General features: G+C 65.4%; 13 protein-coding genes. 10 read left to right on the forward strand and 3 right to left on the reverse strand.

The genetic code is table 11. The annotated features are described in order from the left end of the window. Positions 1–41: 41 nt before the first annotated feature. Both ACVIJ6_RS07355 and ACVIJ6_RS07360 read right to left on the reverse strand, forming a co-directional pair. Positions 42–2,030, reverse strand: a complete 1,989-nt coding sequence (locus tag ACVIJ6_RS07355) for a methyl-accepting chemotaxis protein (RefSeq protein ID WP_456772146.1) — start codon at positions 2,028–2,030, stop codon at positions 42–44. Positions 2,031–2,221: 191 nt separating this feature from the next. After that, positions 2,222–3,937: a methyl-accepting chemotaxis protein gene (locus tag ACVIJ6_RS07360; RefSeq protein WP_456772147.1), complete on the reverse strand. Its 1,716-nt coding sequence runs from the start codon at positions 3,935–3,937 to the stop codon at positions 2,222–2,224. 269 nt (positions 3,938–4,206) lie between these two features. Between ACVIJ6_RS07360 and ACVIJ6_RS07365 the strand changes: the two genes are divergently transcribed. From ACVIJ6_RS07365 to ACVIJ6_RS07410, 10 genes are all read left to right on the forward strand, one after another. Then, positions 4,207–4,515: a hypothetical protein gene (locus ACVIJ6_RS07365; RefSeq protein WP_012041178.1), complete on the forward strand. Its 309-nt coding sequence runs from the start codon at positions 4,207–4,209 to the stop codon at positions 4,513–4,515. A gap of 219 nt (positions 4,516–4,734) precedes the next feature. Further along, positions 4,735–5,466, forward strand: coding sequence for an outer membrane protein (locus tag ACVIJ6_RS07370; protein ID WP_456772148.1), 732 nt, complete (start codon positions 4,735–4,737; stop codon positions 5,464–5,466). A 236-nt stretch (positions 5,467–5,702) separates the two neighbouring features. Continuing rightward, positions 5,703–7,841 carry a methyl-accepting chemotaxis protein gene (locus tag ACVIJ6_RS07375; RefSeq protein WP_456772149.1) on the forward strand — a complete coding sequence of 713 codons (2,139 nt, stop codon included), beginning with the start codon at positions 5,703–5,705 and terminating at the stop codon, positions 7,839–7,841. 254 nt (positions 7,842–8,095) lie between these two features. Further along, positions 8,096–9,154 carry an MBL fold metallo-hydrolase gene (locus ACVIJ6_RS07380; protein WP_456772150.1) on the forward strand — a complete coding sequence of 353 codons (1,059 nt, stop codon included), beginning with the start codon at positions 8,096–8,098 and terminating at the stop codon, positions 9,152–9,154. A 74-nt stretch (positions 9,155–9,228) separates the two neighbouring features. Further along, positions 9,229–11,847: a metallophosphoesterase family protein gene (locus tag ACVIJ6_RS07385; protein ID WP_456772151.1), complete on the forward strand. Its 2,619-nt coding sequence runs from the start codon at positions 9,229–9,231 to the stop codon at positions 11,845–11,847. Positions 11,848–11,904: 57 nt separating this feature from the next. Beyond that, positions 11,905–12,105 (forward strand): hypothetical protein, encoded by a 201-nt coding sequence (locus ACVIJ6_RS07390; protein WP_012041173.1) that lies wholly within the window; start codon positions 11,905–11,907, stop codon positions 12,103–12,105. Positions 12,106–12,340: 235 nt separating this feature from the next. Continuing rightward, a complete protein-coding gene (gene hemA, locus ACVIJ6_RS07395; protein WP_456772152.1) occupies positions 12,341–13,570 on the forward strand; it encodes a 5-aminolevulinate synthase in 1,230 nt (409 codons plus the stop codon). 292 nt (positions 13,571–13,862) lie between these two features. Beyond that, a complete protein-coding gene (locus ACVIJ6_RS07400; RefSeq protein WP_456772153.1) occupies positions 13,863–17,372 on the forward strand; it encodes a PAS domain-containing hybrid sensor histidine kinase/response regulator in 3,510 nt (1,169 codons plus the stop codon). A 209-nt stretch (positions 17,373–17,581) separates the two neighbouring features. Further along, positions 17,582–18,208, forward strand: coding sequence for a Crp/Fnr family transcriptional regulator (locus tag ACVIJ6_RS07405; protein WP_456772154.1), 627 nt, complete (start codon positions 17,582–17,584; stop codon positions 18,206–18,208). A 132-nt stretch (positions 18,209–18,340) separates the two neighbouring features. Continuing rightward, positions 18,341–18,568, forward strand: a complete 228-nt coding sequence (locus ACVIJ6_RS07410) for a DUF6894 family protein (RefSeq protein WP_456772155.1) — start codon at positions 18,341–18,343, stop codon at positions 18,566–18,568. Between the two features lie 92 nt (positions 18,569–18,660). Here ACVIJ6_RS07410 and ACVIJ6_RS07415 read toward each other — a convergent pair whose 3' ends face one another. Further along, positions 18,661–20,715: a DUF3857 domain-containing transglutaminase family protein gene (locus tag ACVIJ6_RS07415; protein ID WP_456772156.1), complete on the reverse strand. Its 2,055-nt coding sequence runs from the start codon at positions 20,713–20,715 to the stop codon at positions 18,661–18,663. Between the last annotated feature and the right edge of the window lie 25 nt (positions 20,716–20,740).

Consider the following 20,740-nt stretch of genomic DNA (forward strand, 5'->3'; position numbering starts at 1 on the left):
GCGAGCGCGCATCCCATGCTCAAAAAGATAATGCGATCGGCTCATGCCGCCTGTCGCGTGACCGACCGTCTGAACCAGTCGAGAAAAGCGTCACGATTGGCCCCGGGATTGAACTCGACATGCAGGGCGTCGTTGTCCCTGGCACGAACCGAATACGCCACGCTGCCGGCGAAGCCGCTGAACTCCATGGTGCCGCGATCACCGATGCCCGGCTCAGGCTCGAGACGGAACCAGGCGCCGCCCTCGGAAATATCCACCAGATCGGCCTTCAGCGGGCCCTTGCGGTCATCGACCACCTTGATCGGCAGGTTCGATCTCAGCCGTGGCGAGCGGCGGCGGTCGGCTTCGTTGGTCGTCGTCCTGACCAGCTTCACCAGCGTCGCCCGCAGCGCTGTCAGGCTCGATGCCACCTCGCCGATCGCGCCGCGCACCTCGGCTGCCCGATCATTGACCATGCCGGCGTCCTTGCCGACATTGCCGATCTTGGCCGAGACATCACGCGCCGCGTCAGCCGAAGAGCCGACCGACCGGCTGATCTCCTGCGTGGCCGCGTGCTGCTGCTCCATGGCGGCCGCAATCGAGGCGGCGACTTCGTCGATCTCCGAAATCTGGCTGCCGATGCCTTCGACCACATCCACGGTCGCCTGCGTCGTGGTCTGTACCTCGCCGATCAGGCGCGAGATCTCCTCGGTCGATTTGGCCGTCTGATCCGACAGCGACTTGACCTCGGCCGCCACCACGGCGAAGCCGCGGCCGGCATCTCCGGCGCGCGCGGCTTCGATGGTGGCGTTGAGCGCCAGCAGGTTGGTCTGCTCGGCGATGCCGCCGATCAGGTTGGAGACCTCGGCGATCTTGACCACCGCCTGCGACAGCGAGGCGATGGTGGTCTTGGCCTTCTCGCGCCCCGTCACCGCCGATTTGGTGATGGCGCTGGCGCGCGCGACCTGACTGGAGATCTCGCGGATCGCCGAGCTCAGCTGCTCGGCCGCCGAGGACACTGTCTGTGCATTGGTCAGCGACTGTTCCGACGCCGCGGCGACGGACTGGGCATCGGCGGACAATTCATGCGCAAGTTCGGACAGGCCGCTGGCCACCGCCTCGACCTGGCGCGAGGCGCCTGCCGCCGCCTCGACCGACGTGCTGGTCTCGCGCTCGATCACATCGGCCATGTCGAGCATCGCCTTCTTCTTCAACCGGGCGGCCTCCTCGCGGTCGCGCCCCTGACGGTCGCGCAGGCTCGCATTCTCCTGCGCATTGGTCTTGAACACCGCGAGCGCACGGGCCATGGCGCCGATCTCGTCGCCGCGTTCGGAATAGGCAATGTCGGCGGACAATTCGCCCTGGGCAATGCGTCGCATCAGGCCGGTCATCCGCGCGAGCGGACGAACCACGCCGATCACCAACCCCGATATGCCGGCAACGACCAGGATCAGCACGATGCCGGCGACGCTCCAGACCACCGCGGAGATGCTGCGATCTTGGGCTGCCGCGGCGGCCTCCATGTCCGAATTGAGCTTATTGGCCTTCTCGACGAGACGATCGATCAAGGCGCGATGCGCCATATAGGCATCGCTCAGGCGGCCATAGGCGGCATCCGCCTTGACCATGTCGCCGGCGCGCAGCGCCGGGATCAGCTCGGCTTCCGCCGTCTGCCAGAACTTCCGGACCTCGCCGTCGGACCGCTCGACCAGCAGCGACTTCAGCTCGGGCTCCAGCGCCGAGCCGGTCCAGAAGGCCTTGCGATCCTCATAGTCCTTCTTCAGCTGCGCCAACCTCTTCGCATGCGCCTCCACATTCTTGGAATTGCGCAGCGCCAATGTCGCCTCGAGATAGGCCTCGAGCACATATTCGGGCGGCGGCAGGATGTCGGCAACGAGATCATTGCCGAGTTTGATCTTGTCATAGAGCGGGCCGCCGACCTTCAGCTCCCGCAAGGCATAGGCGCTGGTCAGAACGACCGCCCCGAAGCCGATGGCGAGCACGAGACCGAACGCAGCAATGACGGCGGAGATGGAGAGGCGCATCTTCATGTCGAGCGACACATTTCCGTTGGGGGATCCGGACGACACACGCGGCCGGTCCGTTCCCACCGCCCCCGGCGCGATCACCGCGAATGGTCGGTCCGGAACGGCCGGCGCCTGCCGAGTATGCGAACAGCCTGCAGAGCGATCGCTCAACGGAAGTAAATTTTCAGCCCCGTAGGAATGCGGCCCTGCGCCGGTCAACGGCCCCGCATGGTTGCGGACGCGGCGGAGTTGGCTGTGGCGGTGCCGACCACGTTGGTCAACGCCGACTGCAATGACGACATGGTCGAGACGACTTGCGCGATCGCAGTACGAACCTGGACGGCGCGATCGTTCACGGCCTGAGCGCCACGACCGACATTGGCGATCTTGGTCGAGACGTCCTTGACCGCCGCTGCGGACGCCGCCACCGAGCGGCTGATCTCGCCGGTCGCCGCGCGCTGCTGATGCATCGCGGCTGCGACCGAGGCCGCGACGACGTCGATCTCCGAGATCTGGCCGCCGATGCCCTCGACGGCCTCGACCGTCGCATTGGTGGCGCTCTGCACCTCCGAGATCAGGCGCGAGATCTCCTCGGTCGATTTGGCGGTCTGGTCGGAGAGCGATTTGACCTCCGCCGCGACAACCGCGAAGCCGCGTCCCGCGTCGCCGGCACGCGCCGCCTCAATGGTCGCGTTGAGCGCGAGCAGATTGGTCTGCTGCGCGATCCCGCCGATCAGGTTGGACACCTCGGCGATCTTGTCGACGGCCTTCGAGAGCGATTGGATCGTGCTCGTCGCCTTCTCGCGACCAGTCACGGCCATCTTGGTGATCGTCGTCGCGCGCGCAACCTGGCCCGCGATTCCGGATATGGCCGAGCTCAACTGTTCGGCGGCGGTGGCAACCACATGCGCGCTGGACAGCGACAGCTCCGAGGCCGAAGCCACCGCGTTCGCATCGGCCGAAAGTTCGTGGGCCAGGCCGGACAGTCCGCCGGCGGCCGATTCCACATCGCGCGAAGCACCGGCCGCAGCGTTCACCGACGTGCTGGTCTCGCGCTTGATCGCCTCCGCCATGGTAATGAGAGCGCGCTGCTTCTCCCTATCAGCCTCACTCCGGTCGATATCCTGCTTCTGCAGCCGGTCCTTTTCCAGCGCGTTGGTCTTGAAGACATCGAGCGCCCGCGCCATCGCGCCGATCTCGTCACCGCGGTCGGCATACGGAATCGCGGCCGCAAGGTCGCCGCCCGACAGCTGGCGCATCGTGCGCGTCATGCGAGCCAGCGGGCGGACCACACCATTGATCAGGCCGAACAGGCCCGCGCCAACGACCGCAAAGACCAGGGCCGATAGCACCCCACCAAACCACATGATCCCGCTGTCGCGGCTCGCCGCCGTCGCCTCCATCGCCGCGATCATCTTATTGGCCCGCTCGACGATGCCGTCGATCACGGCCCGATGGCCGGAATACGCCGCGGTCAGACGCTGATAGGCGAGCTTCGCAGCCGCCATGTCGCCACTGCGCAGCGCCGGCATCAGCTCGACCTCCAGCACCTGCCAGAACTTGCTGACTTCGGCATCGGACCGCTCCACAAGCTCGGCCCGCAGCCCAGGCTCCAGCCCCGAGCCGCTCCAGAACGCCCGGCGTCCCTGATACTCCTTCTTGAGCGTCGCCAGCCGCGAGGCCCGCGCGTCCAGCGTGCTCGGATCGAGCACAGCCAGCGTCGCCTCCAGATAGGACTCGATCACATATTCCGGCGGCGGCAGGATGTCGGCGACGAGGTCGTTCCCGAGCCTGATGCTGTGATAAATCGGCCCGCCGACCTTCAGCTCCTGGACCGCGTAGATGGCGGTGGCGACCACCGCACCCAATCCGACGGCCACGATCAAGCCAAAGGCCAGGATCAGCGCAGAGATCGAGAGCCGCGTTTTCATCGAGGGCGTATCCTTTGTGCAAAGAGATGTGCCGCCGCGCCCGGGGCGCCGTGCGGTGAGTGGGCGCACAGGCAGCTCATGCTGCGGCGCATCAAGTCGGCCGCACCATACGGAACCCACTCTAATTTATGGTAAATAATAGGTTCCGTACAAACTCGCGATACTACGGGAATCGCAGCCTGCGATTGCAGATCTCTGACCTGGCGCAAGGCGCCGACAGGCATCTGCGAGCATCTATCCGAGATCCGCAGGAGCCTCCAGGAGATCCCATGTCGAAGCCCATTCCGGACAAAGCCGAGATCGCGCTCGAATACCCCGACAAATTCTATGCCGGCACGTTCGAACGGTCGTCACGTTTCGAAGCCCATCTCGAACCGACCGGATTGGCGCTGACCCTGGAGCGGCCGGGAGCGGAGGACGTCCGCAAGTCGATCCACATGCACCTGAACTACGGGCTGCTCGCGGCGATCCTCACCGATATGGCCGCCGGCATCGGAGCGCTTCCCAAGGACGACGTTCATCGCCGCCAACTCGAGGATGCGGTCGCCACGCTGCAGCAGGCTCTTAACGGGTCTTAACCCGTTGTGCCGCAGCGGCACAGATCTGCGCATCGTCCTTTCTTGCCGCGGCCTTCGTTAGGGCTTTGCTAACTACGCCAAGATGTTGGATCGCGAATAGGGTGGGTTGGAAGGCACTGTGCTGCGCGAGCGACAGCATTTGATTCAAATTTGATCTATCTCCAACCCATCGACGGCGCGCAAAGCGCGAGCCTTGTTAGTTGAGTGTTGGAGACCGCCATGAAGAAGATCCTGTTCGCAACCGTTGCGCTCGCCGCGCTGGCCTCGGCCCAGTCCGCCTTTGCCGCCGATCTCGGCGCCCGCTCCTATCCCTACGCCACCAAGGCACCGGCCTATGTCGCGCCGATCTATAACTGGACCGGCTTCTATCTCGGCGCGCATCTCGGCGGCGCCTTCTCCAGCGACAACAATTTCTCTGGCCTCGCCACCGGCAACAATTCGAACGGCCGCTTCCTGGGCGGCGTGCAGGTGGGCGCGGACTGGCAGTTCGCACCGACCTGGGTGATCGGCGCCGAAGGCCAGTATAGCTGGCTGAGCGGCAGTGTCGGCGCGGCCTTCCCTGGCGGCTTCGTCTACACCAACAGCCAGCGCGGCCTCGGCTCGATCACCGGCCGCTTCGGCTACACATGGGGACCGGGCCTGCTCTATGTGAAAGGCGGCTACGCCTATTCGGACAACAACGAGAAGGTGACGTTCGCCGGCAATCAGATCGGCTTCGCCACCAATGGCGACCACCGCAACGGCTGGACCGTCGGCGCCGGCATCGAATACATGTTCGCACCGAGCTGGTCCGCCAAGGCCGAGTATCAGTACTACAATTTCGGCAGCGCCACCTTCACGGCGCCCGCCGGACTGGTGCCGACCGGCAGCTTCACCACCGACGACCACACCTTCAAGGCCGGCGTGAACTATCGCTTCAACTGGGGTGCTCCAGTCGCCAGCCGCTACTGAGATCAAGGCGTCTAACAACAATAAAGAAAGGGCCGGCAGCGATGCCGGCCCTTTTGCTTGAGGACCATCGGCATGAAACTAATAACCCTTGCCACACCGTTAATTCCCGCGCGACGAAATGCAAAAATGCACATATTTTCGACGGGAACCGGGTGATTTCCCGGATTTGTTAACTGCCAGCCGCGATACTGCCCGCAAAGTTCAGCTCAAAGTAGCACGTGGCGGGGGAACCGGAGATGGCAGGTCGTTTCAGCTTCAGCACTGCGCTTGGTCGTCTGCGACCCAGATGGGGCGTCCGCGGCAGTCTGTTCGCAGCCTTCGCCGTCATCGCCGGCATGGCGATCGCCATCAGCATCGCAGCCGGCCTGATGCTGCGTCATATCGGCGGCACCATGGTCGAGCTGTCGAGCCGCGATATTCCGCGCCTGACCTCCAGCCTGCAGCTGCTCGCACAGAGCTCCAGCCTTGCCAGCCTTGGCCCCGCGCTGCTGGGATCGCAGAGCGAGGACGCGCTCAACGATCGGTTGAAGAAGATGCAGGAGATCCAGAAGGTCACCCAGCAGCGCCTCGCCGAGATCAGCGCGCTCGGCGCGGACAAGAGCGTGGTCGCCCCGCTGGCCGAAACCATCAAGAACATCAACGAAGCCAATCAGAGCCTGGTGTCCGCCGCACGCGAGCGCCTGACCGTCGCTGCGACCCACAACCAGCAATACGATGCGTTGCGCAAGGCGCAGGAGGAATTCACCAAGGCGGCGAACGAGCCGATGCTCGACGCCCAGACCCAGCTCAACGCCGTGCTCGGTGCGGCAGACGTCTCGGCAGACGACGCCACAGCGGCAGCGCGGTTCGTCGAGCAACTCGGCAACGTCACCGCCTCCGGCAATTTGATCGTGGCGCAGATGGCAGCGGCGCTCTCGGCCAATGACAGCGAGACACTTGAGGCCATCGAACGGCAGTTCAAGGACGCACTGGCCCAGTTGAAGTCGAATCTCGAATTGCTGCCGAGCGGCCGGGGCACCAAGGCGATCCAGGACGCTGCGCTGAAGCTCGCAGCGCTCGGCGAGGGCAAGGGCCGCGTGTTCAAGACGCGCGAGAAGGAGCTCGATTCCAACGACTACGGCCAGACCGTGCTGGAGGAGACCCGCAAGCTCAATGTCGGTCTCGAGATCAGCGTGCAGCAGCTGGTCGAAGGCGTTCGCAAATCGACGGAAGGCGCCACCAGCACGGCGGGCCGCGACATCGAGCTGGCGACGCTCGGCATGGCCGCAGCCGGCGCCGCCACCCTGCTCGGGTCGGTCCTGTTCGTCTGGCTGTATGTCGGCGGCAACATCCTGCGCCGGATCAAGCGGCTGCAGCAGGCGATGCAGCTGCTGTCGAGCGGCGACCTCGATACCGAGATCCAGGCCTCGAAGCAGCACGACGAGATCGGCGCGATGGTCGATACGTTGCAGGTGTTCCGCGAAAACATGGTGCGTGCCCGCACCCTCGCCGCCGAGCAGGATCGCGAGAATGCCGCCAAGGCCGAACGCGCCACACGCATGGAGGCCCGGATCGCCGAGTTCGAGGCGATGGTGCGCAGCGCGCTGGCCAATCTGCAGAGCTCCGCCACCGCGATGCAGACGACGGCGCAGAGCATGTCGCAGACCGCCGATCAGTCCAATTCACTGGTCAACGCGGTCGCGGCTGCCGCCGAGGAGACCTCGGTCAATGTGCAGACCGTTTCGGCCGGCACCGAGCAGCTGTCGTCGTCGATCGCGGAGATCGGCCGCCAGGTCGTGACCTCGGCCCAGATCGCCAAGAAGGCGGTGGAGGAAGCGGGCGCCACCGACTCGACGATGCAGGGACTCGCCGACAATGCGAGCCGCGTCAGCGTCGTCGTCGACCTGATCCAGGCGATCGCCTCGCAGACCAACTTGCTGGCCCTCAACGCCACCATCGAGGCGGCACGCGCCGGCGAGGCCGGCCGCGGCTTCGCCGTGGTCGCCCAGGAGGTGAAGAGCCTGGCCAGCCAGACCGCCAAGGCCACCGACGAGATCCGCACCCAGATCGCGGGAATGCAGCAGGTCGCCTCGACCGCCGTGTCGGCGATCCGCAACATCGGCGAGACCATCGCCGAGATCGACAACGTCACCACCGCCATTGCCGCCGCCGTGGAGGAACAGGGCACCGCGACCCGCGAGATCGCCCGCAACATCCAGCAGGCGGCCTCCGGCACCAGCGAGGTGTCCAACAACATCACCGGCGTCTCCAGCGCTTCCGCCCAGGCCGGAACCTCCGCCAACGAGGTGTTGAGCGCCTCGGAGGCGCTGCGCCGCGAGGCCGACACCTTGCGCGCCGAGGTCGACGCGTTCCTGACCAACATCAGGGCGGCGTAGGCGCCACCCGGGCCTCGCCCTTCGAGACGCCCGCCTCTGGCGGGCTCCTCAGGGTGAGGAAGAGAAAGTCGTTCTGTCGCCAGCAGACCTTGGGATCAAAGCTGAAAAGCTCACCCCTCATGGTGAGGAGGCGCGCAGCGCCGTCTCGAACCATGAGGCCCGCGCCTGCCGCACCCCGGAATGCCGTCCAGCCATGCCATGTCCACGGCGTTTTTCGGCTGGCGCTCGCCCGCGGCGGCCGTTAATCGATGAGCATGACCAAGACCGAAACTGTTCATTCCTCCGCCGAGGCCCTGCGATATCCCTGGGAGCAGCATCCCGGAGAGGATCAGGTCGTGGAGGTCGCGCCCGGCGTATTGTGGCTGCGGCTGAAGCTGCCGTTCCGCCTCAACCATGTGAACATCTATCTGCTTGCCGACGGCGACAGTTGGGTGGCGGTGGATTCCGGCTTCGGCAATGAGGAATCGATCGCCGCCTGGACGCGGCTGCTCGACGGTCCACTGAAGCATGTGAAGATCAGCCGGCTGATCGTCACTCATTCGCATCCCGACCATGTCGGGCTCGCGGGCTGGATCGTCGAGCGCTTCGCCTGTCCGCTGGTGATGTCGCAGGTCGAATATCTGCAGTCGGTCTACCACCAGAATCGTGGCACAGAGGAGCGCCGCAACGCGCAGCGGCTGTTCTTCCGCCGCCACGGCATGGACGAGACCCTGACCGACAAGCTGCTCGGCCGCGGCCAGGAATATCTGCAGCGCGTCTCGGTGCTGCCGGCGTCCTACCGCCGCATCTCGCATGGCGACGAGATCCAGATCGGCAGCCGGCGCTTCAAGGTCATCACCGGCGGCGGCCATGCGCTCGACCAGGTCATGCTGTATTGCGCCGCCGACAAGCTGTTCCTCTCCGCCGACCAGGTGCTGAGCAAGATCTCGCCCAATGTCAGCGTCTGGGCGGTCGAACCCGACCAGAACTCGCTCGGCGAATATCTGGCGTCGCTGGCGAGCCTGACCACCACCCTGCCCTATGACGTGCTGGTGCTGCCCGGTCATGGCGTACCGTTCTACGGCCTCAAGACCCGCATCAAGCAGCTTGCCGACCATCATGAGGAGCGCTGCCGGATGATCGCGGACGCCTGTCGCGAGCAATCCAAGACCTCGGCACAGCTGGTCCCGGTCGTGTTCCACAAGCATGTGCTCGACCCGCACCAGATGGGCTTCGCCGCCGGTGAGCTGATCGCCCATGTCAACTACATGCTGGTCGAGGGCCGCCTGACCAGCCAGGAGATCGACGGCGTGCTGCACTACCGGACGACCTGAGACCCGGCGCGCAGACCGAAGATCCCCTTTCGTCCACCGCTCAACCCGAACTAGAATGATCGGGTGGAGCGACCATGATCCATATTGCGCATATTTCAGACATTCATTTCGGACTGAATTTCAGCGCGGCCACGTGGCAGGCGGTGGTCGGCTGCGTGGTCGACTTCGATCCCCATATCATCGTGGTATCGGGCGACCTCGTCGACGATCCCTCGCCGGAACATCTGCTGACCGCCAAGGGAGCGCTCGACGCACTGCTGCGGCGAACCCAGGAAAGCTCGGACAAGCGTTGGGGTAACGGCCGCGGCCGCAAGGCCGAATTGGTCGTCGTGCCCGGCAACCATGACGTGTTCGAAAGCGGCATCGCCATGGGGATGCCGCGGCTGAATTGGTTCGAGCGGATATTCTCCGGCGGAAACACGGCGCGGGCCGAGCAGGCGCTGCAGGCGAAGCTCAGGACCGCGGCGCTCGATTTCGGCCCGCAGCCACTCGGGCTGCCGGCCGGCACCCGCCCGCAGGACGCCGGCTGGGCCCGCAGAGCATGGGCACGAACCGCGGCCCTGTTCGGCGGACGGGCCATCATGCCCTGGGATCAGGCCGATGACTTCGCCCGGCTATTGCCTGCAGCAGCGCCGCTTCCGCTGGTCCGCGTCGCCCGTTCGGCACCGATCCTGCTCGCGATGTTCGACTCGAACGGGTCCGGCGGCAATCTCGGCGTGGCGACCGGCATCGTCGACAATGACGTGCTGCTGGCGCTGCCCAGCAAGCTGCAGCAGGCCAAAGAGAACTATGTGGCGCGCGTCGCCATCGTGCATCATCACGTCCTGCCGATCGCCTTCGCACCGAACGGGCACAAGACGACCGGCGAGCCCATGATGGTGTTTCGCAATGCCGGTGCCTTGCTGCGGATTCTCGCCAATCATCAGTTCGACCTCATCCTGCATGGACATTGGCACAAGACGCAATTTGCCCGCATCGATTTCGGCGACGATTCGAGCGATGGCTACCCGATGGCGGTGGTTTCCGCCGGCAGCGCCGCCATGGCCACGCCGGACAACACAAACCACAACAGCATCAATCTGATCAGGATTGCGCCGACCGGCCAGATCGAGGTCAAGAGCGTGTTCTATGGTGCTGGCCAGTCGCCACGACCGGACGGCACGGCCGGTGCCGACTACCGCGTCTACAAGGAGCCGCTCGCGGCCGCGAAGCGTCGCGCCCATGTTCGTGCCCGCGAGCGCCACCCGATCGAGTGCGAGGCGCGCGAGCAGAGTTGTGAGATCACCGAGAATGGCGATCTCTGGGTGACCCATCGGATCAAGGGATTGCGTGTGCAGGGCGATATCGGCCGCTACGACAAGCGCCCGCTGGTCATGTATCTGCCGACATACGGCCATTTCGTGCAGGACACTCTTGCCCTGGCTCCGGAGACGGCCAAGGCAGGTTTTGAGATCGTTCCGGCGCCCGACTATCCGAGGAGCGCGAGAGACGACCGGCAATGCGACTACTACTGGCTCAAGTTTCCTGGCGGCGGCATCTCGAAGGGCGACAAGCCGGTGCCCTACGAGTTCAGCCATGGCTGCGCCAACTGCATGATGATGACGCAATGGGAGGCGGTCGAGCGGCTGGAACGCGGCACCCGAAAGCCGCGTCCGCAAGGCTTCGACCACGAATGGGTGGGGATGCGCGTCACCTTCCCGGCGCGGACATTGATCCTGAAGGTGCGGTTTCCGCGGAGCCTGGGCCAGGTGCAGCCCGACGTCGAATGCCGGCGACCGCCGCGTTATCCTAACTACGAGATCGATCAGTGGGGCGATGCGAAGCTCGACGACACCACCGGCGCGCCGCCCGGGCTGGAGATCGACTCCGACACGTTGCACGAAGAAGCGCACGCGCTCAGCTACGATGCGCCATCGCAGACATGGAAGCTGGTGATCGAGCACCCGCTGGTCGGCTACCAATATTCGCTGCGCTGGCAGGTGCCGGGAGAGCCCGAGAATCGCACGATCGCAGGCAATACGCGGGAATGGCACCGCACGCTGCTCAATCTGGGCGATCGGATCGATGCGGGGAACACGACGGCTGACGATCGCGAAGCGATCAGGCAGTTCGACCTTCTGGTGCAGACCCTGGAAACGGAGCTGAAACTCGGCCGCGTAAGCCGGGACGAGAAGTGGACGATCGCGCTGATGGTCCACGACGCCGCGGAGCTTGTCCTGAGGCCCGTCCTCAGCCGGCGCTCCGGACCGCGGCACGAGGAGCTGCCGCGGAGCTTCAGCATCCCCTATGGCGATGGCGTCAGCGGTGCCGCCTTCCAGCAGCGCCGGACCATCGCCTGGAGCCATGATGGCGTCATCAGCGACCCCGAAGGTGTCGCAAAGTCGCTGATCACGCCGGTGCCGTATCCGCCGGCCGAGGATGACGACGAGGCGGTCCACGTTCTCGCTTTGCCAGTCTATCATACCGGCACCGAGGACGCCCGGCGGCCTCCACCCTGGGCAACGCTCGGCGTGGTTACCGTCGATTCATCCTCCTATGCTTCTTCTATCAAGGACATGGACGATAAGCAGCGGTTGTGGCTGCGCACGCTGGCGCAGGCGCAGACAGACAAGATCATCCGGGCGGTGCGCGGCGAGCGCGACGAGACGGAGGGGTCATCATCTTGCGGCGCAACGGATAGACCACTATCGTAAAGGCCGTAAGCTGCGGGTGCACGACGCGTATCGATACACGGGCTTTCGGGAGAAACCATGTTTCGTCTCAATCTTGGCGGCGGAGCCGTCGCCTTCGAAACCGAAGGCGAGGCAGATCGCATCGGCAGCGTCGATCCGGCCGAGCTGACCCGACGGGAATGGCCACCCGAGGTGGTGGCAAACATCCGGCGTTACCAGGAACGGCTCGCCCATCCGGCGGTGACTTCGGTCGCGGATGAGCCTGAGAGCGGCGGCTGACGGATCGACCGGCGCCGCTCCGCAACATTGCCGCTCCGCAACGTCGCCACAATGCAAGCGCGGTTCGGCCGACATTGCCCCGCTTCGCCGCGGCCTTGGACAAATCGCCCAACTCCTGCCGTGGGATTCCGGCTCGACAGCCGCTCTGGAAACGCTCTAAGAAGGCTTTAGAACCCCGTCGCTTAGAGGGTCCGTTCCAGGCGCTGCGCTGCAGCGCAGCACGTCAGGTTTCGTGATGGACTACAGCCAGTACTTCAGTGCCGCCCTCGGTCGTCTGCATGATGAACGTCGCTACAGGGTTTTCGCCGATCTCGAACGCATCGCCGGCCGGTTCCCGCACGCGACCTGGCATTCCCCGAGCGGTCCGCGCAATGTCGTGATCTGGTGCTCCAACGACTATCTCGGCATGGGTCAGCATCCGAAGGTGGTCGGCGCGATGGTCGAGACCGCGACCCGGGTTGGCACCGGCGCCGGCGGCACCCGCAACATCGCCGGAACGCATCACCCGCTGGTGCAGCTCGAGGCCGAGCTCGCCGATCTCCACGGCAAGGAAGCGGCGCTGCTGTTCACCTCCGGCTATGTCTCCAACCAGACCGGCATCGCCACGCTCGCCAAGCTGATCCCGGACTGCCTGATCCTGTCGGACGCGCTCAACCACAATTCGATGATCGAGGGCGTGCGCCAGTCCGGCTGCGAGCGCCAGATCTGGCGCCACAACGATCTCGCCCATCTCGAGCAGCTCCTGATCGCCGCCGGCCCCGAGCGGCCGAAGCTGATCGCGTGCGAGAGCCTGTATTCGATGGATGGCGACGTCGCGCCGCTGGCCGCGATCTGCGATCTCGCCGAGCGCTACAAGGCGATGACCTATGTCGACGAGGTGCATGCGGTCGGCATGTACGGCCCACGCGGCGGCGGCATCGCCGAGCGCGACGGCGTCATGCACCGCATCGACATCCTCGAAGGCACGCTTGCGAAGGCGTTCGGCTGCCTCGGCGGCTATATCGCCGCCAAGGGCGAGATCATCGACGCCGTGCGCTCCTACGCGCCGGGCTTCATCTTCACAACCGCGCTGCCGCCACCGATCTGCTCCGCGGCCACCGCTGCGATTAGGCACCTGAAGTCGTCGAGCTGGGAACGCGAGCGCCACCAGGACCGCGCCGCACGCGTCAAGTCGATCCTCAATGCCGCCGGCTTGCCGGTCATGGCCAATGACACCCATATCGTGCCGTTGTTCGTCGGCGATCCCGAGAAGTGTAAGCAGGCCTCCGACCTGCTGCTCGAAGAGCACGGCATCTATATCCAGCCGATCAACTATCCGACCGTCGCCAAGGGCACCGAGCGCCTGCGCATCACGCCCTCGCCCTATCACGATGACGGCCTGATCGACCGCCTCGCCGAAGCCCTGCTGCAGGTCTGGGAACGCCTCGGCCTCGCACTGCACAAGAAGCCGCTGGCGGCGGAGTAGTTCCGACAAGCCCTCTCGGCGCGGAACCTGCCACTCTGTGACTCATCGTGCCCGGGCTCGTCCCGGGCATCCACGTCGTCCCGCGGATTCCGAGAGACGTGGATGGCCGGGACGGCGCCCGGCCATGACGCGTGGAAAGGCTTGGGCCCAAACTCGCCTGCGATCGCCCTGCCCTTAACGACGCCGCTTCATTCCCGCCTCTCCCGTCACATCGCTATCGCCCCGCCTCCGGCAAAGCGCTAAGTTCGCAGCCCAATTCACGGGGCGGAGCGATTGAGGAGGCCGCAAGGCCATGCTGCATGACTGGGGCGTGATCGCCGCTGCGTTCGGCTATATCGGCTTTCTGTTCCTGGTCGCCAGCCGTGGCAACCGGGCCGGCGAGCGGCGGCCGTCGCGATTGGCCGGGCTGATCTACCCGCTGTCGCTCGCCATCTATTGCACGTCCTGGACCTTCTTCGGCTCGGTCGGCTTCGCCTCGCGCAACAGCGTCGACTTCCTCGCGATATATCTCGGGCCGATCCTGATGGTCGGCGCCTGCACGCCGCTGCTGCGCCGGGTGATCCAGCTCGCCAAGTCGCAAAACATCACCTCGGTGGCCGACCTGATCGGCGCCCGCTACGGCAAGAGCCAGGCCGTGGCGGCGACGGTGGCGCTGATCGCGATCATCGGCTCGGTGCCCTATATCGCGCTGCAGCTCAAGGCGGTGGCGTCGTCGCTCGAAACCATCATGGTCGACGACCGCGCCTTCGCTCATATCCCGATCGTCGGCGACATGGCGCTGATGGTGACGCTCGCAATGGCGATCTTCGCGGTGCTGTTCGGCACCCGCCAGACCGACGCCACCGAGCATCAGCACGGGTTGATGCTGGCGGTCGCGACCGAGTCGATCATCAAGCTGATCGCCTTCATCGCGGCAGGCGCCTTCGTCACCTTCTGGATGTTCTCGCCGGTCGAGCTGATCGAGCGCGCGATGAAGTCTCCCGAGGCCGAGCGTGCGCTGGAATATGTGCCGGGCATCGGCAGCTTCCTGACCATGACGCTGCTGTCGTTCTGCGCCGCGATGCTGCTGCCGCGCCAGTTTCACGTCAGCGTGGTCGAGAATGCCGACGACGCCGAAGTGTCGCGGGCGCGCTGGATGTTCCCGCTGTATCTCGTCGCGATCAATCTGTTCGTGATCCCGATCGCGCTCGCCGGCCTGATCACCTTTCCGTTCGGCGCCGTCGACAGCGACATGTATGTGCTGGCGCTGCCGATCGAGGCCAATTCGCAATGGCTGTCGGTGCTGGTCTTCGTCGGCGGCCTGTCGGCGGCGACCGCCATGGTGATCGTCGAATGCGTCGCGCTGTCGATCATGGTGTGCAACGACATCGTCGTGCCGCTGGTGCTGCAGCGCCAGCAGGAGCAGCGCGAGATCGGGCGCGACTTCGCAGGCTTCCTGCTCGGCACAAGGCGGATCGCGATCTTCGCCATCATGGTGATGGCCTATTTCTACTACCGCGCGCTCGGCACGACCCAGCTCGCCGCGATCGGCCTGTTGTCCTTTGCCGCGATCGCGCAACTGGCGCCGAGCTTCTTCGGCGGCCTGTTGTGGCGGCGCGCCACCGCGCGCGGCGCGATGGGCGGCATGCTGGCCGGCTTCGCCGTCTGGCTGTACACGTTGTTCATCCCGAGCTTCCTCGACACCTCCACGTCGGGCATCCTGTTCTTGCAACATGGTCCGTTCGGGCTCGAGGCGCTCAAGCCGCAGGCGCTGCTCGGCACCGATCTGCCGCCGCTGCTGCATGGCGTGCTGTGGAGCCTGTCGCTCAACCTGCTCACCTACATCGTGCTGTCGCTGGCCCGGCAGCCGTCGTCGATCGAGCTGTTGCAGGCCGACCTGTTCGTGCCGGCCGAGCTGACGCCCAGCGCGCCGAGCTTCCGGCGCTGGCGCTCCACCGTGACCGTGCAGGACATCCAGACCACGGTCGGCCAATATCTCGGCCCCGACCGCGCCCGGGCCTCGTTCGAGGCGTTTGCCGCCCAGCGCAACCTGCCACTCGAACCGGCCGCGCCCGCCGATTTCGAACTGCTGCGCCATGCCGAGCACCTGATCGCCTCCTCGATCGGCGCGGCGTCGTCGCGCCTCGTGATGTCGCTGCTGCTGCGCAAGCGCACGGTGTCGGCGAAGGCGGCGCTGAAGCTGCTCGACGACTCCCACGCCGCGCTGCATTTCAACCGGGAGATCCTGCAGACCGCGCTCAACCATGTGCGCCAGGGCATCGCCGTGTTCGACGCCGATCTGCAGCTGATCTGCTCCAACGGCCAGTTCGTCGATCTGCTCGGCCTGCCGCCGCATCTGGTGCAGATCGGCAGCCCCTTGAAAGAAATCCTCGAATTCATGGGCACGATCGGCGCGCCGACCTATGAGGACAGCGAGGCGCTGCTGGCACGCCGGCTCGCCGCCTACACCACCGAGGGCGAACCCTATCTCGAACGTCTCGCCGACCGCCACATGGTGATCGAGGTCCGCACCAACCGCATGCCGGATGGCGGCCTCGTCATCACCTTCACCGATGTGACGCCCTCCTTCGAAGCCGCCGAGGCACTGGAGCGCGCCAATGCAACGCTCGAAAAGCGCGTGCGCGACCGCACCGAGGAGCTGACGCGGCTGAACTCCGAGCTCGCGCTGGCCAAGAGCGCCGCAGAGGATGCCAACATCTCCAAGACCCGCTTTCTCGCGGCGGCCAGCCACGACATCCTGCAGCCGCTGAATGCCGCGCGGCTCTACATCACAAGCCTGGTCGAGCGGCAGACCGCTGGCGAGGAGTCGCGCCTGGTCGAGAACATCGACGACTCCCTTGAAGCCATCGAGGAAATCCTGGGCGCGCTGCTCGACATTTCCCGGCTCGATGCCGGCGCGATGACGCCACAGGTCTCGAGCTTCAAGATGGCCGATCTGATGCGCTCACTGGAGATCGAATTCGCGCCGGCCGCGCGCGCCAAGGGTCTCGCGCTGACCTTCGTGCCGTGTTCGCTGCCGGTGGAATCAGATCGGCTGCTGCTGCGCCGGCTGCTGCAGAATCTCATCTCCAACGCCATCAAATACACGCCCAAGGGCCGCGTGCTGGTCGGCTGCCGCCGCCGCAGCGCGTCGCTGCAGATCGGCGTCTGGGACACCGGCGTCGGCATCCCGCCGGTGAAGCGCGGCGAGATCTTCAAGGAATTCCACCGTCTCGAACAGGGCGCGCGCATCGCCCGCGGCCTCGGCCTCGGCCTTTCGATCGTCGAGCGCATCGCGCGCGTGCTCAATCACGGCATTGCGCTGGACTCGCAGCCCGGCCGCGGCTCGGCCTTCTCGGTGACGGTGCCGATCGCCAAGGCGGTCAATCACACCGCCGCCGTCACCAGCGCCACGCCGCTGGCAACGACGCCGATCTCGGGCGCGCTGATCGTCTGCATCGAGAACGACCCGGCCATTCTCGACGGCATGCGCACCCTGCTCACCGCCTGGGACGCCGAGGTGATCGCCGTCCCTGATCCGGAATCCGCCGTCGAGGCCATCGCCGCCCGCAACGGCGCCATCACGGGTCTCCTGGTCGATTATCACCTCGATCGCGGCAACGGCATCGCCGCCATCCGCGACATCCGCCGCCGCTTCGACGAGGCCCTGCCCGCGATCCTGATCACCGCCGACCGCAGCCCCCATGTCCGCGCCGCCGCCCGCGACGAAAACATCGCCGTGCTGAACAAGCCGCTGAAACCGGCGTCGCTGCGCGCGCTGCTCGGGCAATGGCGGATCCAGCAGATGGTGGCGGCGGAATAGACCCGACCCGCCGGCCCATGTTGCTAAGCGAGATCTCGCCCCTGGTGGTGAGGAGCACCGCCTGCAGTGCCTCTTGCCCGCGGTCGCGGCGTGTCGGCGACCTCGTCAAGGCTGACCATACAGCCAGGACGCAGTGGTGACGCGTGACCGCCCCCATCGCAGTTGGAACCTTGCCGGCTCGTCAGCCGTTTTTCGGCTGGGAGCGAACCATGACGATTGATCCATTTGAACCTTTGCTCAAGCGCCTGCGGTTGACGTCCGACATTTCGCCGGAGATCGAGCGGAGCATCCGGCGGCTTCCGATCACGATCAGACGGATGCAGAGCGGGCAGACGATCGTCGCGACCGGCGGCCGGCCTTCGGTCTGCTGTCTCATCGTCGACGGCTTCGTGCAACGTTCGAAGATCGTCGGCGAGGGCAGCCGGCAGATTCTCGCATTTCATCAGCCGGGCGACATCCCCGATCTGCAGAGCCTCTACCTTCACGTGCTCGACCATGAGGTCATGACGCTGGGCGATTGCAGGCTGGGCTTCATTCCGCACGATCCACTGCGCGCAGTGGTCAGGAACAATCCGGACTTGGCCGAAGCGCTCTGGCGGGACACTCTGATCGACGCCGCGCTGTTCCGGGAATGGATCTGCAATGTCGGGCAACGCGAGGCTGCGGGCCGGCTCGCCCATCTGGTCATCGAGGTCTATGAGCGGCTCGCGGCGATCGGACGGGTGACCGGATTGTCCTTCAAGTTCCCGGCGACCCAGGTCGTTCTCGCCGAAGCCATAGGAACAAGCACGGTCCATCTGAGAAGCCATAGGAACAAGCACGGTCCATCTGAATAGAGTTCTACAGGAGCTTCGCACGAAGGGGCTGTTGGAGATCGAGCGCGGCACGATCACGATTTTCGACCTCGAAGGCCTGCGCCACGCCGCCGATTTCGCCCCCCTGTATCTCCATCTGGATCAGGCTCTCTGATGCGCTACTTCTTCGACATTCGGGACGATTTCTACGCTGCGAATGACGATGACGGCGCAGAATTCCCCGACCCAGCCGCCGCCCGCCGCGAGGCGCTGAGGGCTGCGACCACCATCGCCGAGGACCTCTTCGTCGCCAACGGATCGGCGATCAAGGTGACGGTGCGGGACGACGACGGCCCCTTGTTCGAGATCGTCGTGCACTTGAAGATGAGGGATCTGCGGTAGGGTTGGCGGCCAGGGCATCGCCACCATGCGCAACGCGGTCGGCCGCCGAACGCGGTGACCCGCCGTCCGGATCACCGCGTGTGCGCGTCGGCTCAATGCCTGCCGGACGTCAACAAGGTCCGGAGCACGTTGTAGGCGAACCAGAGAACCAGAAATGCGAAGTACACCGAGATATTCAGGTTCAGGTTGGACCGGAAGCCGGGCGCACGGACCTTGTCGTGCTTGGCAGAGGCCTGGATCGAGAGAATGTTCTGCTGCGCACATTTCACGACCAGATCATAATCCTCGGCCTTGGCCCGCGGCAGCGTCCACGTCTCGACGGTCAGCTCCTTGAAGCTGTCGACATGACGGCCGTCCACGCCGTACCGGCTGATCAGTTGCAGCCCGGGCAAGGCATGGGTTTCGTCAGCTTTCGTTCGCGGCCAAGCGCGGGGCAGTTCGACGTGAAGCAGCCAGGAGAGCCGGCGGGGACGTCCGACATAGATATCGTGCTCGCGGGCGGCGAGGCCGGCGCCCGACAAGTCCGAGCTGATATTGGATTCGATGAACTGCAATTGAATCTTGTCGGGCTTGTCGGATGCTCGCCAGCAGTCACTGATCGTATATCGGGCATCCACGATGATCTTGTTCTGCACCTGATCATCCTGGATCGCGATCGCCTCGGACTCGGCCGCCGCCGGCCAGCTCGCCTGCAACTGACGCAGCAAGGCTTGCGAGAAGCCGGCCTCGCCCTCATTCGCAATCAGGTTTCTGATGTGGTCGGCGCCCCAGGCCGAAAACTCGAGGCTGCGATGCAGTGAAGCCGGGGATTGGCGCGAGGGACCGATGCGCCAATCATCGTGGCAATGGACGATATGCCTGACGTTTTGCTCGGGCAGCTTTTCCAACTGCGAGGCGTCTGCGGCCAGCGGCAGGGCCCATCCGAGATGCGGCAGCTCGATCTGATCGAGGCCGCCGCCTTGCAGCGGCAGCGTCGGATCGAGCCAGTAGCTCTTGCCGTCGAGCCGGACACGAACGATGCAGTGATCGAACACGGCCGGGCTCGGCAGCACCCGGTCGAGCGTACGGCCATGCGTCGTGGAGACCAGGGCCGCGCAAGCCTCCAGGCCGAGGCGCCGCGCGCCAGCCACATAGAGGCGCGCTTTGTCCTTGCAGTCGCCGAACCGACCGGCCCAGATCGCATCGAGGTCGCGCGGCACCAGGCCGCCCTCTCCCAACGCAAGAAAGAAATAGCGCAATTCGCGCTGCACGAAGCGCAGCCACTCGGCCGCGCGTTGCGCCGGATCGGGATGGGCCGCACCGATCCGGTCGATCTCGTCGGCCAGCGTCAGAGGAATCTCGGCGCTGTCATAGGCCGCCACCATCAGGGCCGCGACATCGCTCCATTCCTCGAACTCGCTGAGCTGAAAGGCGGGGTCCTCGATCACCCAGGACGGCGTCAACGGTGCGCTCGGGCCGCGCTTCCTCTGGCCGCGCAGACGCCGACAAATCTCCTCGATCTCGCCGGTCACGCTGATCGTTGCAGGCGGCGGATCGTTGAACTCCCTGCTGGCGATGGCGCGATCACGCCGCTTCAGCAGCCGATGACGATAGTCGAAGCTCGGATTGGCGCCGTCGAAGGCGACCCATGATTGGTATTTGCCCTTGAGGATCGGCGTCTCGCCATAGAGCGAGCAGCTGAACTCCAGGACGTCGTTCGCCCTGACGTCCGGCACCAGGAAGGAGGCGGTGAGACGTCCGTTGAGCATCAGGCGCTCAATGTCCCGCTCGCGCCGAAAGACCTGGAAGCAACCGGGCCGTGCATGATCGACATACTGATCGCCGCGCCGGATGCGCACCGCATGGACCTCGAGCCTCTGGTAGCCGGGATCGAACTCGATGACGATGTGGGACGCCCGCTCGGCGCCCTCCTTGGTCAGGATCCGCTGCGCGGTCCGGTAGCTCCAGCAGAGTTCGGGACCGGTGAGGTCGACCTGCATGTCGGACAACAGCCGGCAAACGCCATTGGCGATGGCCGACTCTTGATCGGGCGACGGCTCCGTCGCGTAGGCGGCGAGGTCGACCCACGCCGGCACGGGTGCATAGCGAACCTCATCGCCGCTGACCGTCGTCGACCCGCCGCGACCGCTCTCCCCGATATCGTTCACGACAACACGCCCCCAAAACGCACCC

Source organism: Bradyrhizobium sp. USDA 4369 (genome assembly GCF_054056435.1).